Origin of the sequence: Sulfurimonas sp. (genome assembly GCF_023229105.1) — a bacterium.
Classification (GTDB): Bacteria; Campylobacterota; Campylobacteria; order Campylobacterales; family Sulfurimonadaceae; genus Sulfurimonas.
Map to the genome: position 1 here is coordinate 1 of NZ_JALNZY010000051.1, position 14,891 is coordinate 14,891.

Genomic DNA, 14,891 nt, shown 5'->3' on the forward strand with positions numbered 1-14,891 from the left:
TTTTTAACTACTGCCAAAAAGAGATAAAAAGATTGATTGCAGAAGATGAAGATTTTACAAAAAATAGCTTAAGTGATGACGAACGTGAAGCTGCAGAGTTTTTCAAGGCTCTCTAGATTTAAAATCAACTCTAAAATGACGTTGTATACGTCATTTTAGCCCTCTATTGCAAGAGGCTCTTTTCTAGTTGCCTTTTTTTCCAATTTTTGAGACAAGAACATAAAAAAGCGGAATAAATACAATAGCTAAGAAAGTTGCTGCCAACATTCCTCCGACAACTCCAGTTCCGATAGAGTGTCTGCTCGCTGCTCCGGCTCCGCTGCTGATTACAAGCGGAATAACCCCGAGTGTAAATGCCAGTGAAGTCATAATAATAGGGCGAAGACGTATTTTAGCCGCTTCTAAAACTGCATCAACTAGCTCCATCCCCTGCTCTCTTTTTTGCATTGCAAACTCCACAATTAAGATTGCATTTTTAGCAGAGAGTCCTGCTAGAACAAGGATACCTATCTGGAAGTAAATATCATTTTCCAAACCTCTTAAATGGTTTGCAACAACTGCTCCAAAGACTCCAAAAGGAACTGCTAAGATGACGGATATCGGCATAAGCCATCTCTCATATTGTGCCGCTAATATCAGATATAAAAAAACAATACCAAAAATAAACGCCATACTTCCCGCACTTGAAATCTGCTTCTCCTGATATGCCGTTCCTATCCAACTTATAGTATAACCCTGAGGCAGAACTTCATTCGCAACCTCCTCTATGGCTTTAAGCGCATCCCCTGAGCTGTATCCAAGAGCAGGTTGACCTGAGACTTTAGCCGCACTAAATAGGTTAAACCTCTCGACCAAATCCGCACTTACTATCTGCTTAAGCGTCACAAAGGAACTAAGAGGAAGCATCTCTCCTTTATCATTTCTGACATAGATTTTATTCAGATCATCAGGGCTTTTTCTAAATGACTCATCTGCTTGCATATTTACCATGTAGGTTCTGCCAAAAAGATTAAAATCGTTAACATAAAAGGTTCCAAATGTTGCATTAATCGTCTGATAGACTTCATCTATGCCGACTCCTTTTGCTTTAACCTTTGCGCTATCAACTATGACTTGATATTTGGGAACATTCGTATTAAGGGTGCTTCTGACTCCCTCTAACTCTACTCTCTCGTTGCCTTTTTTAATAATCTCATTTACATATTTTTGAAGCTCTTTAATATCAGCGCCTGTTCTATCTTGAACATAGAGTTCAAATCCACCTGAAATCCCCATTCCGTGAATAGGAGGAGGCACCACGCCAAAGGAGAAACCATCGCTTGTAGCAGAGAGTTTTTTACCCATTTGTGATGCTATATAAGATGCATGTTGCTCCACGGTTGGAGTTTTAAAATTGTAGCCATTGAATTTGTTCTAAGAGAGAAGGTTACAAAGTCCATCCCTACAAATTGAACTATATTTTTTATACTCTTTTTATCTTGCGAAACGATATCGTAAATCTCTGAGCCTAAAACATCAGTTCTGTTTAGTGATGCCCCCGGAGGGTTGTAACTAAATATAAAAATGGTTCCCTTGTCTTCTGTAGGTACAAGTCCGGTTTTAAGAGAATTAAACATATCAAAAGTGATATAAATAAGTCCGCCAAAAAGAAGCAAACTCAAAAAAGAGTATCTTATAGTAAGTTTTAAAGCTTTTGAGTACCCTTTTGTAGTAAACTCAAAAAAGTTGTTAAACCACTTGAAAAAGTACTTCGGCTCCTTGTGTATCGGCTTTAGCATCAGCGCACAAAGTGCAGGAGTAAGGGTAAGTGCCACAAACCCAGATATTGCCAAAGAGATAACTATGGTTACAGCAAACTGTCTATACATTTCCCCACTAAGTCCGCCTAAAAACGCAACCGGAATAAATACTGCCGAGAGAACAAGCACGATAGCTACAAGCGCACCAGAGACCTCTTTCATGGCAACAAGCGAAGCCTCCGTGGGCGAAAGCCCCTCTTTTATATGCCGCTCAACATTTTCTATTACAATAATGGCATCATCAACAACTATTCCAATTGCCAAAACCAGTCCAAAGAGAGTAAGCAAATTGATGCTAAAACCTAAGATATACATACCGATAAAAGCACCGACAATAGAGACTGGAACAGCTAAAACAGGTATAAGAGTAGCTCTAAAGTTTTGTAAAAAGAGGTATATAATAAGCACAACCAAAATGATTGCCTCTATAAAAGTTTTGATAACCTCATTTATCGAGAGCTCAACAAACTCGGTAATGTCATAAGGTATCACATACTTTACATCTTCTTCGAAATTTTCGCTTATTGAAGCTATAACTTTTCTTATATTTTTTGCAGTCTCAATAGCATTTGCGCCGCTTTGTAAAAATACAGCTACGGGAACAGCAGGCGCGTTGTTTAATTTGTTTTTCATAACATAACTCTGAGAGCCAAGTTCTATTGTCGCCACATCCTTAAGCTTAAGAGAGCTTCCATCCTCGTTTGCTTTTATAATAATCTCTGAGAATTGTGATGGATCGCTAAATCTTTCCTGCGTCTCAAGTGTATAAGTAAACATCTCATTTCCTGACACCGGTTCAGCGGAGAGCTTTCCTGCGGCATACTGCTCATTTTGCTCTCTTATAGCTAAGATGAGATCATTTACGGTAAGTGAATACTTCTTGAGTTTTAACGGGTCTATCCAAATTCTCATAGAGTAATCTTTTGCGCCGAAAATTGTTACGTCCCCGACTCCCTTAACCCTCTTTAAATCATCAACTATATTCATAAGAGCATAGTTAGATAGATATGTCACATCTTTTGTCTGCTTTGGAGAGTGCAAGATGATTACTTGAAGCATATCTGGTGATTTCTCGGCAACTCTTACGCCCTGTCTTTGAACCTGCTCTGGAAGTCTTGAGAGTGCAGCTTGAACACGGTTGTTTACATCTATCTTTGCATCATCAGGATTTGTTCCTACTTCAAAAAATATACTTATACTAAGAACGCCGTTATCAGCGGAGAGAGAGTTCATGTAGAGCATATCTTTTGCTCCGTTTATCTCCTGCTCAAGAGGTGCTGCTACTGTTTTTGAGATAGTCTCAGCACTTGCTCCCGGATAAGAAGTTGAAACTACAATCTGCGGCGGTATAACTCTAGGATACTCGCCAATAGGCAGAGACATCATGGAGATAGTGCCTGCTAGCACGATAATAATAGCAATTACGGATGCAAAAATAGGTCTTTTTATAAAAAAGGCAGAAAACATCTTAGTTACCGTCCATGATGACTACTTTTGAGCCAGGTCTTAGCTTTGCTATATTGCTCACTACAACACTCTCTCCCTCATTAAGCCCCTTAGAGACTAATGCCACGCCGTCAATTACTTGTAAAACCTCAACTGCTCGCATGGAGATTTCTCCATTTTTTGTAACATAAACTAAGATGGCTTCGGGAGTCTTCATAAGTGCGTTTTGCGGGATTTTCACAACACTCTCATAGCTAAACCCAGCCATACTAACCTCAACATAAGAGCCTATTATCAGCTCTGTATTTGGGTTTTTAAAAGTTGCTCTAAAAAGTAAAGTATCTGTTTGCGTGTCAACTTTTGGAGCTATATAATCTACTTCCCCGATAAAACTTTTTGAACCTTTGTTAAGAGTAACTTTTAGACCGGTTTTGATATGTGAAGCATACCTTGAAACATCACTGCTTGGCAAAGAAAACTCTGCATACACAGGATCTACTACCGTAATCGTAGTAAGAGTGGCATTTTGTGCATCAAAGTCAATATAAGTTCCCACATCATTATTACTCATTCCAATCATGCCACTTATAGGAGCCTTAATAGTCGTATAACCATAATTCAACTCAGCCTTTGCTGCTGCAGCTTTTGCCTTTTGCATCTCAGCTTTTGCATCAGCATAAGCATATAACAGTTCGTCTCTTTGCTGTTCACTTATTGCGCTATTTTTAAATAGGTACTCGCCTCTCTTCCAATCGTTTGAAGTTTTATTGAAATTGGCCTCAGCTTTTAGCAGCGCTCCTTTTGCCTCATCAAATGCGGCTTTATACCCATCTTTTTCTATCTCGTAAATAATCTCGCCTTTTTTTACGAACGCTCCCTCCGTAAAGTTCTTTTTCTCTAAAATCCCTCTTACTCTAGCAACAATATTTACCTCTCTAAAAGGTTTCAGTACAGCAGAATAACTTTTTGAAAAATCAACCTTTTCATATTTTACCACTTGTCCCTTTACCGGCAACGCTGGCATCTGCACCATTTTTGGTTGAGTTATGGCAGCTTCTTTTTCATCACTGCATCCTATAAATAGTAGTGATATCACCACTAACGATAATGCTAAATTTTTCATCTATAAAAACTCCTTAATATCTTTTGCACTGTAATAAATCAACTCTGCTTTTTTAATCTCTAAATCATATAACGCTCTTTCATGGTCTCTTGCTGCATCATATTTTTGGCTAAGCGCTAAAAGATATGCAACATTATCAATCGTTCCGTTTTGGTACTTAAATTTGATAAGTTCGTATGCAGATGCTGCAGCATCTAGTGCAGCTTTTGTCGCCCCAATCTTAAGCTTTGCAATCTCTAATGATTTTTTTGCAAGTCTATAATCAACATCTGCTTTGAGCTTTTCATGTTCTATGGTTGCTTTTTTGCTCAAATACTCTTCATATTTGGACTCATAACTTTTTGTGGTTGAACCAAAATCAAAGATATTCCATGAAGCGTAAAGCATAGCAATATTTTGCTTATCTACCAAAAAATTAGTTGCCGGTTTATTGTCAAAATAGTAGTCGCTGTAGCTTAATGTATTATCAAAATAGACTTTTGGCATATTCTCGCTTTTTCTCCCTTTTGCTTCATATAAAAGTGCCTCGGCATCAAATTCTAGTGATTTTATATCAGCTCTGATGCTAAAACTACTCTCATCTATAAGGCTTATTTTTGCACCGCTTTGCAGAGTATCGACCTTTTGTGTTGTATAGTATTCTAGCGCATGAAGAATTTTTTCTCTCTCAAGGTCAATTTCATAAAGTGAAACAAGCGCATTTTTAAGTGTTGCATCAATCTTATCTAACTCATCTTTGGTCACGGAACCCGACTCATAAAAAAGTTCCAATCTACGAAATTCAGCCTTTAGCTGCTCAATCTCTTGCTCTGTTGCTTGCTTGTCTGCATTAAGTGCCATAAACTCGAAATATAGTCTTGAGACATCAAGAGAGATGCTGTTTTTTATTGCCTCAACGCTCTCCTTGCTTGACTCTATATCTGATTTGAGCTGGTTATAAAGAGTCCCTTTTTTGCCGCCATCATAAAGAGTATATTTAAGACTCGCTTGAATCTTTACTGAATTTTCTGCAAGCGCTACAGTCTCTTCATATACGTTTTGATAAGTTGCACCAAGTTCTAACGTTGGCAGGTAGGAGCTCTTAGTGCTCTCATAAGCCTTCTCTTTTGCACTTACAATATGTGCAGCAGACTCCACAACTCTGTTTTTTTGCGACAACTCTATAAGCTCATCAAGTGTATATGCATATAGAAAAATCGGCAAGCAAAGTATCGGTAAAAAAATTCTCAATAGTTCTTCCTTAATTGATTTTGCAAAATAATAGCAAAATAACTCTTAAACATGTCTTGCTAGAAAGATATAATTTTGGATATAATTTCATTATGAAAAAAAATAGAATAAATAATAACCTAATTACAGATTTCTATAAAAAGGTGGACTCAAAAGAGCTCTCAGAGGTTTTTTTGATGACCTTTCCTATAGCGCTTATTCATAAAAATATCTTTTCTCATCTAGAGAGTTTTTTAAAAGAGAAGTTTGATCTCTTAAACTCAGAATTAGATGTTTTAGCATCACTCTATACGCACGGAAAAGTTTTAACCCCGACACAGCTCTATGATTTGACTATCTTCTCCTCCGGCGGCATGACAAAGATTTTAAAAAGGCTTCAAGAGAGAGATCTTATATATAGACAAGAGGATAAAAATGATAAAAGGTATATGCTTGTTTGCTTAAGCGATAAAGGTGAAACGCTTGTTAAAGAGTCACTTCAAGAGATACCAAAAGAGTGCAACAAATATTTTGAAGTTTTAAACCAAGAACAAAGAGAGCTATTTTCTGATATGTTAAAAAAGATTCTATTAAATATAAACAAAATTTGATACTGCAATTTAAATAAATTAAAACAAAATAACAACATGTCAATAATACACATCTGTGTGTTATTTAATTTCTTAACAAGCCATCCATTAAAGTGGATGGCTTAAAAATACAACAGTTTATCTCTATTTTTTACCTAAGTAAATCCCGACTGCTTGGAGTTGTGTGCCTTTAATGTCTCCGCAAAGATTGTTCGACATTACAAAAGCTTTAGCCTCAGCCGTTGAGCTAAACTTTTTATCTGTTTTTTTACACATTTTGTTGTATATCATCTCGCCTTTTTTAGCCATGTCAGCTTGTTTTTTAGCCACCATTTTCATTTCGCCCTCAAGAGCCATTGATGCAACCTTATAAGTTTGCTCAAAATTCATAAGTTCTCCACCAAACTCGTTCTTAAATGCTTCTGCATCCTCCGCTTTTTCAAACGCATATTTACTCACCATACTCATAGTGCCTTTTTTACTACTTCCAACTACATAATGAGCACTTTGCGCATCTATGAATTTTAGAGTTTTAGTATCTACAACTTTGATATCTTTTAAAGAGTTGTTGTTTTTTAAATTTGTCTCAGCCAAACAGTGAAGTGAACAGTACTGCTCTGTATGGTCACCATGTGTTGCCGCATGATTTGTTTTAAAAAACATAGGAAGCGTCATACCACATGTAGGGCAATACATCTTAGCATCGCCATCTTGAAGAATTGTAGCCTTTTGCATCGGCACACTTTGAAACATCTCCATCTCTTTATTTTGAGGTTTACCCTCACCCATAGCTCCAAATAACATAGTGCCTAGCACTAAAATACTCACGATAATCTTACGCATTTTAAATCTCCTATTCTTATGATTTGCATAATCATATAGAATAATTGTTACGAAAGTGTTAAGTCGTATGAAAATCTTAAAAAAAATACTCTATTTTTTTGCTAAAAACCTCTGCAAAATTATCATAGCTGAGATTGAGTCGATTCTGCCGTCACGAACCTGCTTCATTTCTCCTTTTATCATGTTCTCTGCCTCTTTTGATGAATGGCTCTCATCTTGGTAAAAAATTTTACCCGAAAAATCGACTAGGTTCATAAAGTGAGCCACACGCCGTCTCATCTCATCCTCGCTACTTCCGCCCATCGGAATACCGACTACAACGGCATCCACTTCCCACTCATCAAGAACTTTTTTGACATCTCTTGAAGCTTGATCTCTGTTTTTTCTCTCAACTGCTTTTAGCGGGGTTACTATATCCTGATGCGCAGAATATGCCAATCCTATGCGTTTAAGTCCCAAATCAATCGCTATTAGTTTCAACTACTTACCTAAACAAAAGGAGCCGAACATTTTGTCCAGCATCTCATCATTTTCAAAAGGTCTAGTTATGGACGCCATCTCTTTAATAGCCTCATTTAGATGAAAGGAGAAGATTTCAAGCTCTTGATCTTGAAGTGGAAAAAATGCTTCATCAATATTTTTAAGCGTATTCTCTACAGCGCTTATCTGTCTTTGCGATATTAGCATCATCTCCTCTGAGGAGTTAGTTGTATTCATAATAGCTTCCAAAGCATTGATTAACTCATCAACACTCTCTTTTGAGTTAAGCTCTATATCAAAGTTTATATCAGAACACTCAAGTTTTGGTTGTAAATCTATCTTATTTTTCACATATAAAATATGTTTATCTTCTGCGTATGCTTTAAGCAAGGAGACAATCTGCTTATCTTCACTCTCAAGTTCTCTTGAGGAGTCAAAAAGAGCAACCACGATATCGCTCTCTTTTATGGCTTCAAGTGAGCGCTCTATGCCTATACGCTCTATTTCATCACCTGCCTCGCGGATTCCGGCAGTATCTATAATGCGGATTAAGTGAGAGCCGATTTTTACCTGCTCCTCTATCGTATCTCGTGTTGTTCCTGCTATATCACTAACTATGGCACGGTTATAACTAAGAAGTGCATTTAGCAGGGAGCTTTTACCGACATTTGGCTTCCCGACAATTGAGACTTTAAATCCCTGCATAAGTCCCTCTCTTGCCCTGCTTGCAAGGAGAGTTGAAGTAAGTGATTTTTTAAGTTCTAGGAGTTTTGCCTCAATTTGTGCTACCAAATTCTCAGGCAAATCCTCCTCCGCATAGTCGATGCTGACTTCAGAGTAGGCAAGTATATGTATGATTTCATCACGAATTTTCTCTATATACTCCTTAAGCGAACCCTTCATCTGCTTGGCCAATATTTTTGCAGCGTCTTCACTTTTTGCTTCAATTAGCTGTGCAATTGCTTCGGCTTCACTTAAATCAATTCTGCCGTTAAAGAAGGCTCTTTTAGAAAATTCGCCTGCTGTTGCAAGTCTGGCACCGTGAGCGAGTGTAGCTTTTAGTATACTTTGTGCAACAATAAAGCCGCCATGGCACTGTATCTCTACAACATCCTCGGCAGTAAATGAAAAAGGCGCTTTGAAGTAGATAACAATAGACTCATCTATAAGCTCGTTATTAAAATTATATATATTTGAAAGAGTAGCATATCTTGGGGAAAAATCTTTTTTGCGGGTGAGCTCTTTTGCTATCGTTAAAGCTCTATCTCCGCTTATACGAATAATTGCGATAGAGCCTATGCCATTGGACGAAGCAATGGCGCTTATGGTATCTTCGCTCATTTCTTAGTTGTGGTAATCATTTATGATGATAAATTTAAGTCCCTCACGTGTAGAGCGAACGGCTACATACTTATTTGGGTACTTATCTCTGAGCTCTTTGAGTGCGATTTGGATTAAAACACCGTCAAGTATTTTTGTCTGCGCCCTTCCATCTCTATCTACATTTTCGCATACAGCAACTAGATATCTTGCTACAGATTCCTCTTGATTTTTCAAAAATTCGGCTATCTCCAAACGCAACTGTAGTTGATATTTAGTATTTACCCAGTTAAAAATCATATATGATAACGCTTTGTATCTATACCCCTCTTTTCCTATAAGAAGTGCCGCATCTTCACCTTTAAACTCAACAAGAAGTGTAGCTTCATCATATGCACTTACCTCTATCTTGTCAATTTTGAAGCAAATCAACGCAAAAAGTTCATTAATCTCTTTTTCAACTCTCTTAGCAACTTCGTATGCGCTAAATGCTCTAGCAGAACCTAACTCTTTCTTCTGCTCTAGCTCATCCTCTTCATAGTCGGCAGTATAATGAATATCAGCCATGTCATAATCATCATCATCTTGCATGCTGACAAATGACTCGGGCATGATAGTATCATTGAGTATATTGTGAGAAGGTTTTTTACTCTCTTTTTTAAACTCTTTCTTGTATGTGCTTTTCTCTTGAGGTTTGACTTCTTGCATCTGTTTTTTGAGAGGCTTTTCATCAACACTTTTTATCTCTTGTTTTTTCCTAGCGGCAACAATTATGGCGTTTTTCTTAAAAAAACCCATAAAACCGCTGCTCGGACTTTGAACAATCTCTATCATAAGTTCGCTAGCTGAACACCCCAAAGCAACTGCTGCGTCTTTGCAGGCTTGCTCTAGTGTAGTTGACTCTATCTTAATCATCTTTTTTCTCCGCATGTTTATGCGTTGCTATCTCTGCCTCTTTAGCATTTTTAAATTGTCTATTTACAATAAACTGCTGCGTAATGGAGAATAGGTTGTTAACAAACCAGTAAAGAACCAAACCTGAAGGGAACGTTAAAAAGAAAAATGTAAAAATTATAGGTAAAAATTTAAATATTTTCTCCTGCATAGGATCAGTAAAATTGCTAGGCGTAAGCTTTTGCTGATAATACATTGATGCACCCATTAAAATAGGAAGTATAAATGTAGAGTCCATTCTAGATAGGTCGCTTATCCACAGTGCCCACTCAGCACCTTGAAGTTCGACTGCATTTAAAAGCACACGGTAGATTGCAAAAAACACCGGAATTTGTAACAACATAGGTAAACATCCTCCAAGAGGGTTTGCCCCATGTTTTTTATATGTATCCATTACAGCGGCATTCATTCGCTGTGGATCGCCTTTGTACTTTTTCTGAAGCTCTTTTATATGCGGAGAGAGATCTTTCATCTTCTGCATAGAGACCATACCCTTATATGTCAAAGGATAAAGAACTGCTCTTATAATAAGAGTTAGCGCTACAATAGACCAACCCCAATTACCAAAAATTCCATGCAGCCATGAGAGAAGCTGAAATAGCGGCTTTGATGCAAATGTAAACCATCCATATTCAATGGCATTTGTTAAAACAGGATTTATACTATTTAAAGTTTTATACTCTTTTTGTCCTATATAGCCACTAAAAATCATATCTTTAAGCGCTTCAAAATAAATAACGGGATTATCATCTCTATCTCTCTCAACAATTATATTTGTATCTTTTGAAAATCCATACATAATTGTCGCGGAGTATTGATCAAACGCAGATATAAGCTCAACCCCCGTAAATGTTTTTCGCCCCTCTGCATCACCATCTTTTATAATAGTCACTATCTCATTATCTGTATAGACCATGGCCCCCGAAATAGTCATCATCTGTTCTGTAATACGCGGTCTTTGCCCTAAATAAACAAAGTACCTTTTGTCCTCAGAGAGTGAGATTTTTACATCATAATGGCCGTCTGCAAAAAAGACAATCTCTTTTGTAACTTTCAAACTCAGCAACTCTTGAGTCAATGTAACCTTCTGAGAGCCATTATCTACCAATAACTCAGAATGTGTTGTTTTGTAAGGAACCTTAGCTGCCTCTTCATTTAAGGCAGGATCTAAAAATCTGATAAAAAGAGGCTTAGCTCCAGCATCTGGAATGAGCTGTGCGTGCTTGTCATCTTTATCATTGTACTTATCTTGAAGCAATACTTTCGAAGAGATGCGCCCTAATGTATCTAACTTAAGTATAAATTTACCGCTTGTTATAGTTACCAAGGTGCTTAAATCATTTGCAGCCATCTTCTCATCACTTGAGATGTTGTGGCTTACTGCCTCTTCTACTTTTGCCACTTGGGGTTGAGCCGCAGATGAGTCTTGAGTATTTATTGCACTTTGCGAGTTTACCTGATTACTTTTTTCGTTCTGTGCTTCCTTTGGCGGAAAGATGAACGTATATGCTACGAAAAACAGAATTGATAGCACGACTGCTATCATCAATCTTTGATTTGGTGTCATTTTGTCTAACACATTTTACCCTTAAATGAAAAATTTTTTATGATATAAAAGCGGTTTTTTTTATTTGGTACCAACCAATATTTTATAGAATCAACCCCTATTTCTGTGGGCTTTAATGAGAGTTTATCAAGTAATGGATACTCAATGCCCCCCTCAAATAATTGATTACAACGCAGTATTCTAGTAAAAGTGTGGTAAAAAGCACTTGAAATGGAGTTGTTTTCAAAGTTTATTTTTGCATATTCACTGCAAGTTGGGTAATATCTACAGCTTCCATATCCAAGGAGCGTAAAAAACTTCTGATAAAGCCACAAAAGCTTGAGTAAAAATTTCTTAAACATCAAGCTCTTTTTTTATTGCATTTGAACGATTTAAAACTTTTTGAAAATCATTTTTTAGTTTTTGGTATGTTATGTCATTGATTGCTTGTTTGGCTACAAAAATATATGTGCCATCTTTAAGCGAGGGGGAGAATTCAAGAAAAAGAGCTCTAAGTCTTCTTTTAGCTCTGTTTCTTTTTACGGCATTGCCGATTTTTTTCGTAGCCGTAAAACCTACTTTATGAATCTCATTTGCAGGAAGAAAAAAGAGTACCACACTCTCTGAGTGCGCATCTTTTGCTTTTCTATATATAAACTGAAACTCACGATGAAGTTTTAGCGTATAAAAATTTCCTAAACTGACAATTTTTTACGACCTTTTGCACGACGGCGGTTAATTATATTGCGTCCATTTTTTGTTGACATTCTCAATCTAAAACCGTGAGTTCTCTTTCTCGGTGTGTTATGAGGCTGGTATGTTCTTTTCATGACATATCCTTCTTTAAAATTAAGTCCGAAATGATATAAGAAAGTTACTTAAAGCGCGGTTAAGATTTGTTTTGAAATACCATTAACCACACTTTTGTAACATCTTGTGCTTCTGTTTAGGAGATTTTTACCTCTATCTTGCCATCTTTAAAGTCAAATTCCACATGTGAGCCCTCTTGAACTTTTCCTTCAAGAATAAGCTCTGCGAGTCTGTCTTCGACTATCTCATAAAGAGCACGCTTAAGCGGTCTAGCTCCATAAACAGGGTCAAATCCAGCTTCGGCTACATAGGCTTTTGCATTTTCACTTAAAGTTAGAGTTATATCTCTTGATGCAACTTTATTTGCAATCTCTTTGAAGAATATATCTACAATTCCTACTATCTGCTCACGCCCTAGTGCGTTAAATATAACTATATCATCCAAACGGTTTAAAAATTCCGGTTTAAACGCCTGCTTTAACTCTCCCAAAACCATCTCGTGGAGTGCTTCTGAATTTGGATTGTTGATTATCTTGTCACTTGCAATATTTGAAGTTAGTATTATAATAGTATTTGTAAAATCAACCGTAACCCCTTTGTTATCAGTCAATCTTCCGTCATCAAGCACCTGCAACAAAATATTAAACACATCAGGATGCGCCTTTTCAACCTCATCAAAGAGTATTACGCTGTAGGGCTTTCTTCTTACCGCTTCAGTAAGCTGTCCGCCCTCTTCGTAACCAACATATCCGGGAGCTGCCCCGACTAAACGAGAGACTGAATGCTTCTCCATGTATTCGCTCATGTCTATTCGTATCATAGCATCAGGAGAGTCAAACAGGAATTTTGCCAGTGTTTTAGCCGTCTGCGTTTTACCGACTCCAGTAGGTCCTAAAAAGAGAAAACTTCCTATGGGCGAATTACCGCTTGAAAGCCCTGCTTTATTTCTTTTAATAGCGCGTGCTACTGCATGTATCGCCTTGCTTTGTCCAATAACTTCTCTATTTAGCTCCTCTTCAACATTTAAGATTTTATCTTTGTCTGCTTGAAGCATCTTCTTTACCGGAATACCCGTCCATCTTGAGATGATAGAAGCAATTGATTCCTCATCGACGCTATTTTTAAGAAGTGTTCCCTCTTTTTGCATATCTGCCCAGTTTTGGGTTATCTCTTTTTCCTGTGCTAAGAGTGCAGGAATCTCTCCATACTCTATCTCAGCAGCACGGTTGAACTCTGATGAGCTTTTTGCTATATGCGCTTCTCTTCTTTTTGCCTCAATCTCATTTTTGATACTTGAAATTTTTCCAAAAACTTCTCTCTCATTGGCAAACTGAGTCTCTAATCCTCTCACTTTCTCTTCTACGTCTGCGAGCTCTTTTTTTATCTCCCCTAAACGTTTTGTATTTGCGGGAGTATCCTCCATCTTTAGCGCTTCTTGCTCAACATGGAGTTCAGAACTTTTGATTTTTGCATTGCTTAGCGCATGCGGTTCCGACTCTATCTGCATCTTAAGCTCAGCCGCCGCCTCATCTATAAGGTCGATTGCTTTATCTGGTAAAAATCTATCTGCTATATACCTGTCGGATAGTTTTGCAGCCGCCACTAAAGCGCTATCGGTAATAGTTACATTATGGTGTGTCTCTAGGCGCTCTTTGATACCGCGAAGTATCTGAAGAGACTGATTTACACTTGGCTCATCAAGGTTAATCGGCAAAAAACGTCTTTGAAGTGCCATATCCTTTTCAAAATATTTTCTATACTCTTTTAGTGTGGTTGCACCTATAGTATGAAGCTCTCCACGTGCAAGTGCAGGTTTTAGGATATTTGCCGCATCCATGCTCCCCTCGCTTGCTCCCGCTCCTACAATCGTGTGGATCTCATCTATAAAAAGGATGATATTCCCACTCTTTTTTACCTCATCTATTACAGCTTTAAGTCTATCTTCAAACTCGCCTCTATATTTTGCGCCTGCGATTAAAGCACTCATATCAAGTGCTATTACCTTTTTATTCTGCAAAGATGTCGGAACTTTGCCATCACTGATTCTTTGAGCCAGTCCCTCAACCAGCGCTGTTTTACCAACACCCGGCTCACCTAGGAGCATTGGATTATTTTTGGTTTTACGGATAAGTATCTGCATCATGCGGGTAATCTCTTCATCACGTCCGATTACAGGTGCCAGCTTCCCCTCTTTTGCCTCTAGTGTCAAATCTATCCCATATTTCTTAAGTGACTCTAGAGTCTCATCCGAACTCTGAGAATCAATCTTTGTAGTACCGCGAGAAGCCTCTATGTTTTTTACCAATTCTGATATATCACTATATTTCTTTAACAGAGAAAAAAATGGTTCATTTTTTAAATTTGCCAACAGATAAGTGTCAACTGCTAAAAATGAATCTCCATTTTTTGTCATAAGTCCAATGCCGTTTTCAAGTGTCTGCACAAAGTTTTTAGAGATTCTAATGCTCTCTTTTGAGACGGTTGAAGATTTAGGCAGCTTTTCGCTTATGCTCTTTACGTCAAGCTCAATAGCTACCCTATCAATACTCATCTTGTTAAGCATCTGATTTAACAAGGAGTTTGAGTTAGTAAGTTGTGCCCACAAAAAGTGTATCGGCTCCATCTCTTGATTTTTATTATAGAGTGCCAATGAGACTGCCGACTCAATCGATTCGGTCATATTGTTTGTAAGTTTTTCAAATATATTATTCATCTGTAAATTCCTCTGTTTTATTTCAGCTCTTATTATATCGAGTTGAGTTACTTGTTGT

12 protein-coding genes and 1 pseudogene are annotated in these 14,891 nt (G+C 37.5%); 1 reads left to right on the forward strand and 12 read right to left on the reverse strand.

All coding sequences use genetic code 11. The annotated features are described in order from the left end of the window. Nucleotides 1-183: 183 nt before the first annotated feature. The 3 genes and pseudogenes from M0Q17_RS07700 to M0Q17_RS07710 all read right to left on the reverse strand — a co-directional run bounded on the left by M0Q17_RS07700 (nucleotide 184) and on the right by M0Q17_RS07710 (nucleotide 5,598). A pseudogene (locus tag M0Q17_RS07700) lies at nucleotides 184-3,266 on the reverse strand (multidrug efflux RND transporter permease subunit). A gap of 1 nt (nucleotide 3,267) precedes the next feature. Then, nucleotides 3,268-4,368, reverse strand: a complete 1,101-nt coding sequence (locus tag M0Q17_RS07705; RefSeq protein ID WP_295085470.1) for an efflux RND transporter periplasmic adaptor subunit — start codon at nucleotides 4,366-4,368, stop codon at nucleotides 3,268-3,270. Next, on the reverse strand, nucleotides 4,369-5,598 hold the full coding sequence (locus M0Q17_RS07710; RefSeq protein WP_295085472.1) for a TolC family protein: 1,230 nt from the start codon (nucleotides 5,596-5,598) through the stop codon (nucleotides 4,369-4,371). A 92-nt stretch (nucleotides 5,599-5,690) separates the two neighbouring features. Here M0Q17_RS07710 and M0Q17_RS07715 point away from each other — a divergent pair, with 92 nt between their 5' ends. Beyond that, complete coding sequence (locus M0Q17_RS07715) at nucleotides 5,691-6,188, forward strand: MarR family winged helix-turn-helix transcriptional regulator (protein ID WP_295085475.1); 498 nt, start codon at nucleotides 5,691-5,693, stop codon at nucleotides 6,186-6,188. Nucleotides 6,189-6,311: 123 nt separating this feature from the next. Here M0Q17_RS07715 and M0Q17_RS07720 read toward each other — a convergent pair whose 3' ends face one another. The 9 genes from M0Q17_RS07720 to M0Q17_RS07760 form a co-directional block, all read right to left on the reverse strand. Next, complete coding sequence (locus tag M0Q17_RS07720) at nucleotides 6,312-7,010, reverse strand: nitrous oxide reductase accessory protein NosL (RefSeq protein WP_295085478.1); 699 nt, start codon at nucleotides 7,008-7,010, stop codon at nucleotides 6,312-6,314. Between the two features lie 90 nt (nucleotides 7,011-7,100). Beyond that, a complete protein-coding gene (gene ruvX, locus M0Q17_RS07725) occupies nucleotides 7,101-7,490 on the reverse strand; it encodes a Holliday junction resolvase RuvX (RefSeq protein ID WP_295085481.1) in 390 nt (129 codons plus the stop codon). Beyond that, nucleotides 7,491-8,831, reverse strand: a complete 1,341-nt coding sequence (gene mnmE / locus M0Q17_RS07730) for a tRNA uridine-5-carboxymethylaminomethyl(34) synthesis GTPase MnmE (RefSeq protein WP_295085484.1) — start codon at nucleotides 8,829-8,831, stop codon at nucleotides 7,491-7,493. It lies immediately after the preceding gene. 3 nt (nucleotides 8,832-8,834) lie between these two features. Further along, nucleotides 8,835-9,725 carry a Jag N-terminal domain-containing protein gene (locus M0Q17_RS07735; RefSeq protein WP_295085487.1) on the reverse strand — a complete coding sequence of 297 codons (891 nt, stop codon included), beginning with the start codon at nucleotides 9,723-9,725 and terminating at the stop codon, nucleotides 8,835-8,837. Then, complete coding sequence (yidC, locus tag M0Q17_RS07740; protein WP_295085490.1) at nucleotides 9,718-11,343, reverse strand: membrane protein insertase YidC; 1,626 nt, start codon at nucleotides 11,341-11,343, stop codon at nucleotides 9,718-9,720. Before yidC ends, M0Q17_RS07735 begins: the two co-directional genes overlap by 8 nt. Then, entirely contained in the window at nucleotides 11,337-11,672 is a 336-nt protein-coding gene (gene yidD, locus M0Q17_RS07745; protein ID WP_295085493.1) for a membrane protein insertion efficiency factor YidD, read from the reverse strand. Before yidD ends, yidC begins: the two co-directional genes overlap by 7 nt. Then, on the reverse strand, nucleotides 11,665-12,018 hold the full coding sequence (gene rnpA / locus M0Q17_RS07750; protein WP_295085503.1) for a ribonuclease P protein component: 354 nt from the start codon (nucleotides 12,016-12,018) through the stop codon (nucleotides 11,665-11,667). Before rnpA ends, yidD begins: the two co-directional genes overlap by 8 nt. Then, nucleotides 12,006-12,140: a 50S ribosomal protein L34 gene (gene rpmH / locus M0Q17_RS07755; protein WP_295085496.1), complete on the reverse strand. Its 135-nt coding sequence runs from the start codon at nucleotides 12,138-12,140 to the stop codon at nucleotides 12,006-12,008. Before rpmH ends, rnpA begins: the two co-directional genes overlap by 13 nt. Before the next feature lie 116 nt (nucleotides 12,141-12,256). Further along, nucleotides 12,257-14,833, reverse strand: a complete 2,577-nt coding sequence (locus M0Q17_RS07760) for an AAA family ATPase (protein WP_295085500.1) — start codon at nucleotides 14,831-14,833, stop codon at nucleotides 12,257-12,259. Nucleotides 14,834-14,891 lie beyond the last annotated feature (58 nt).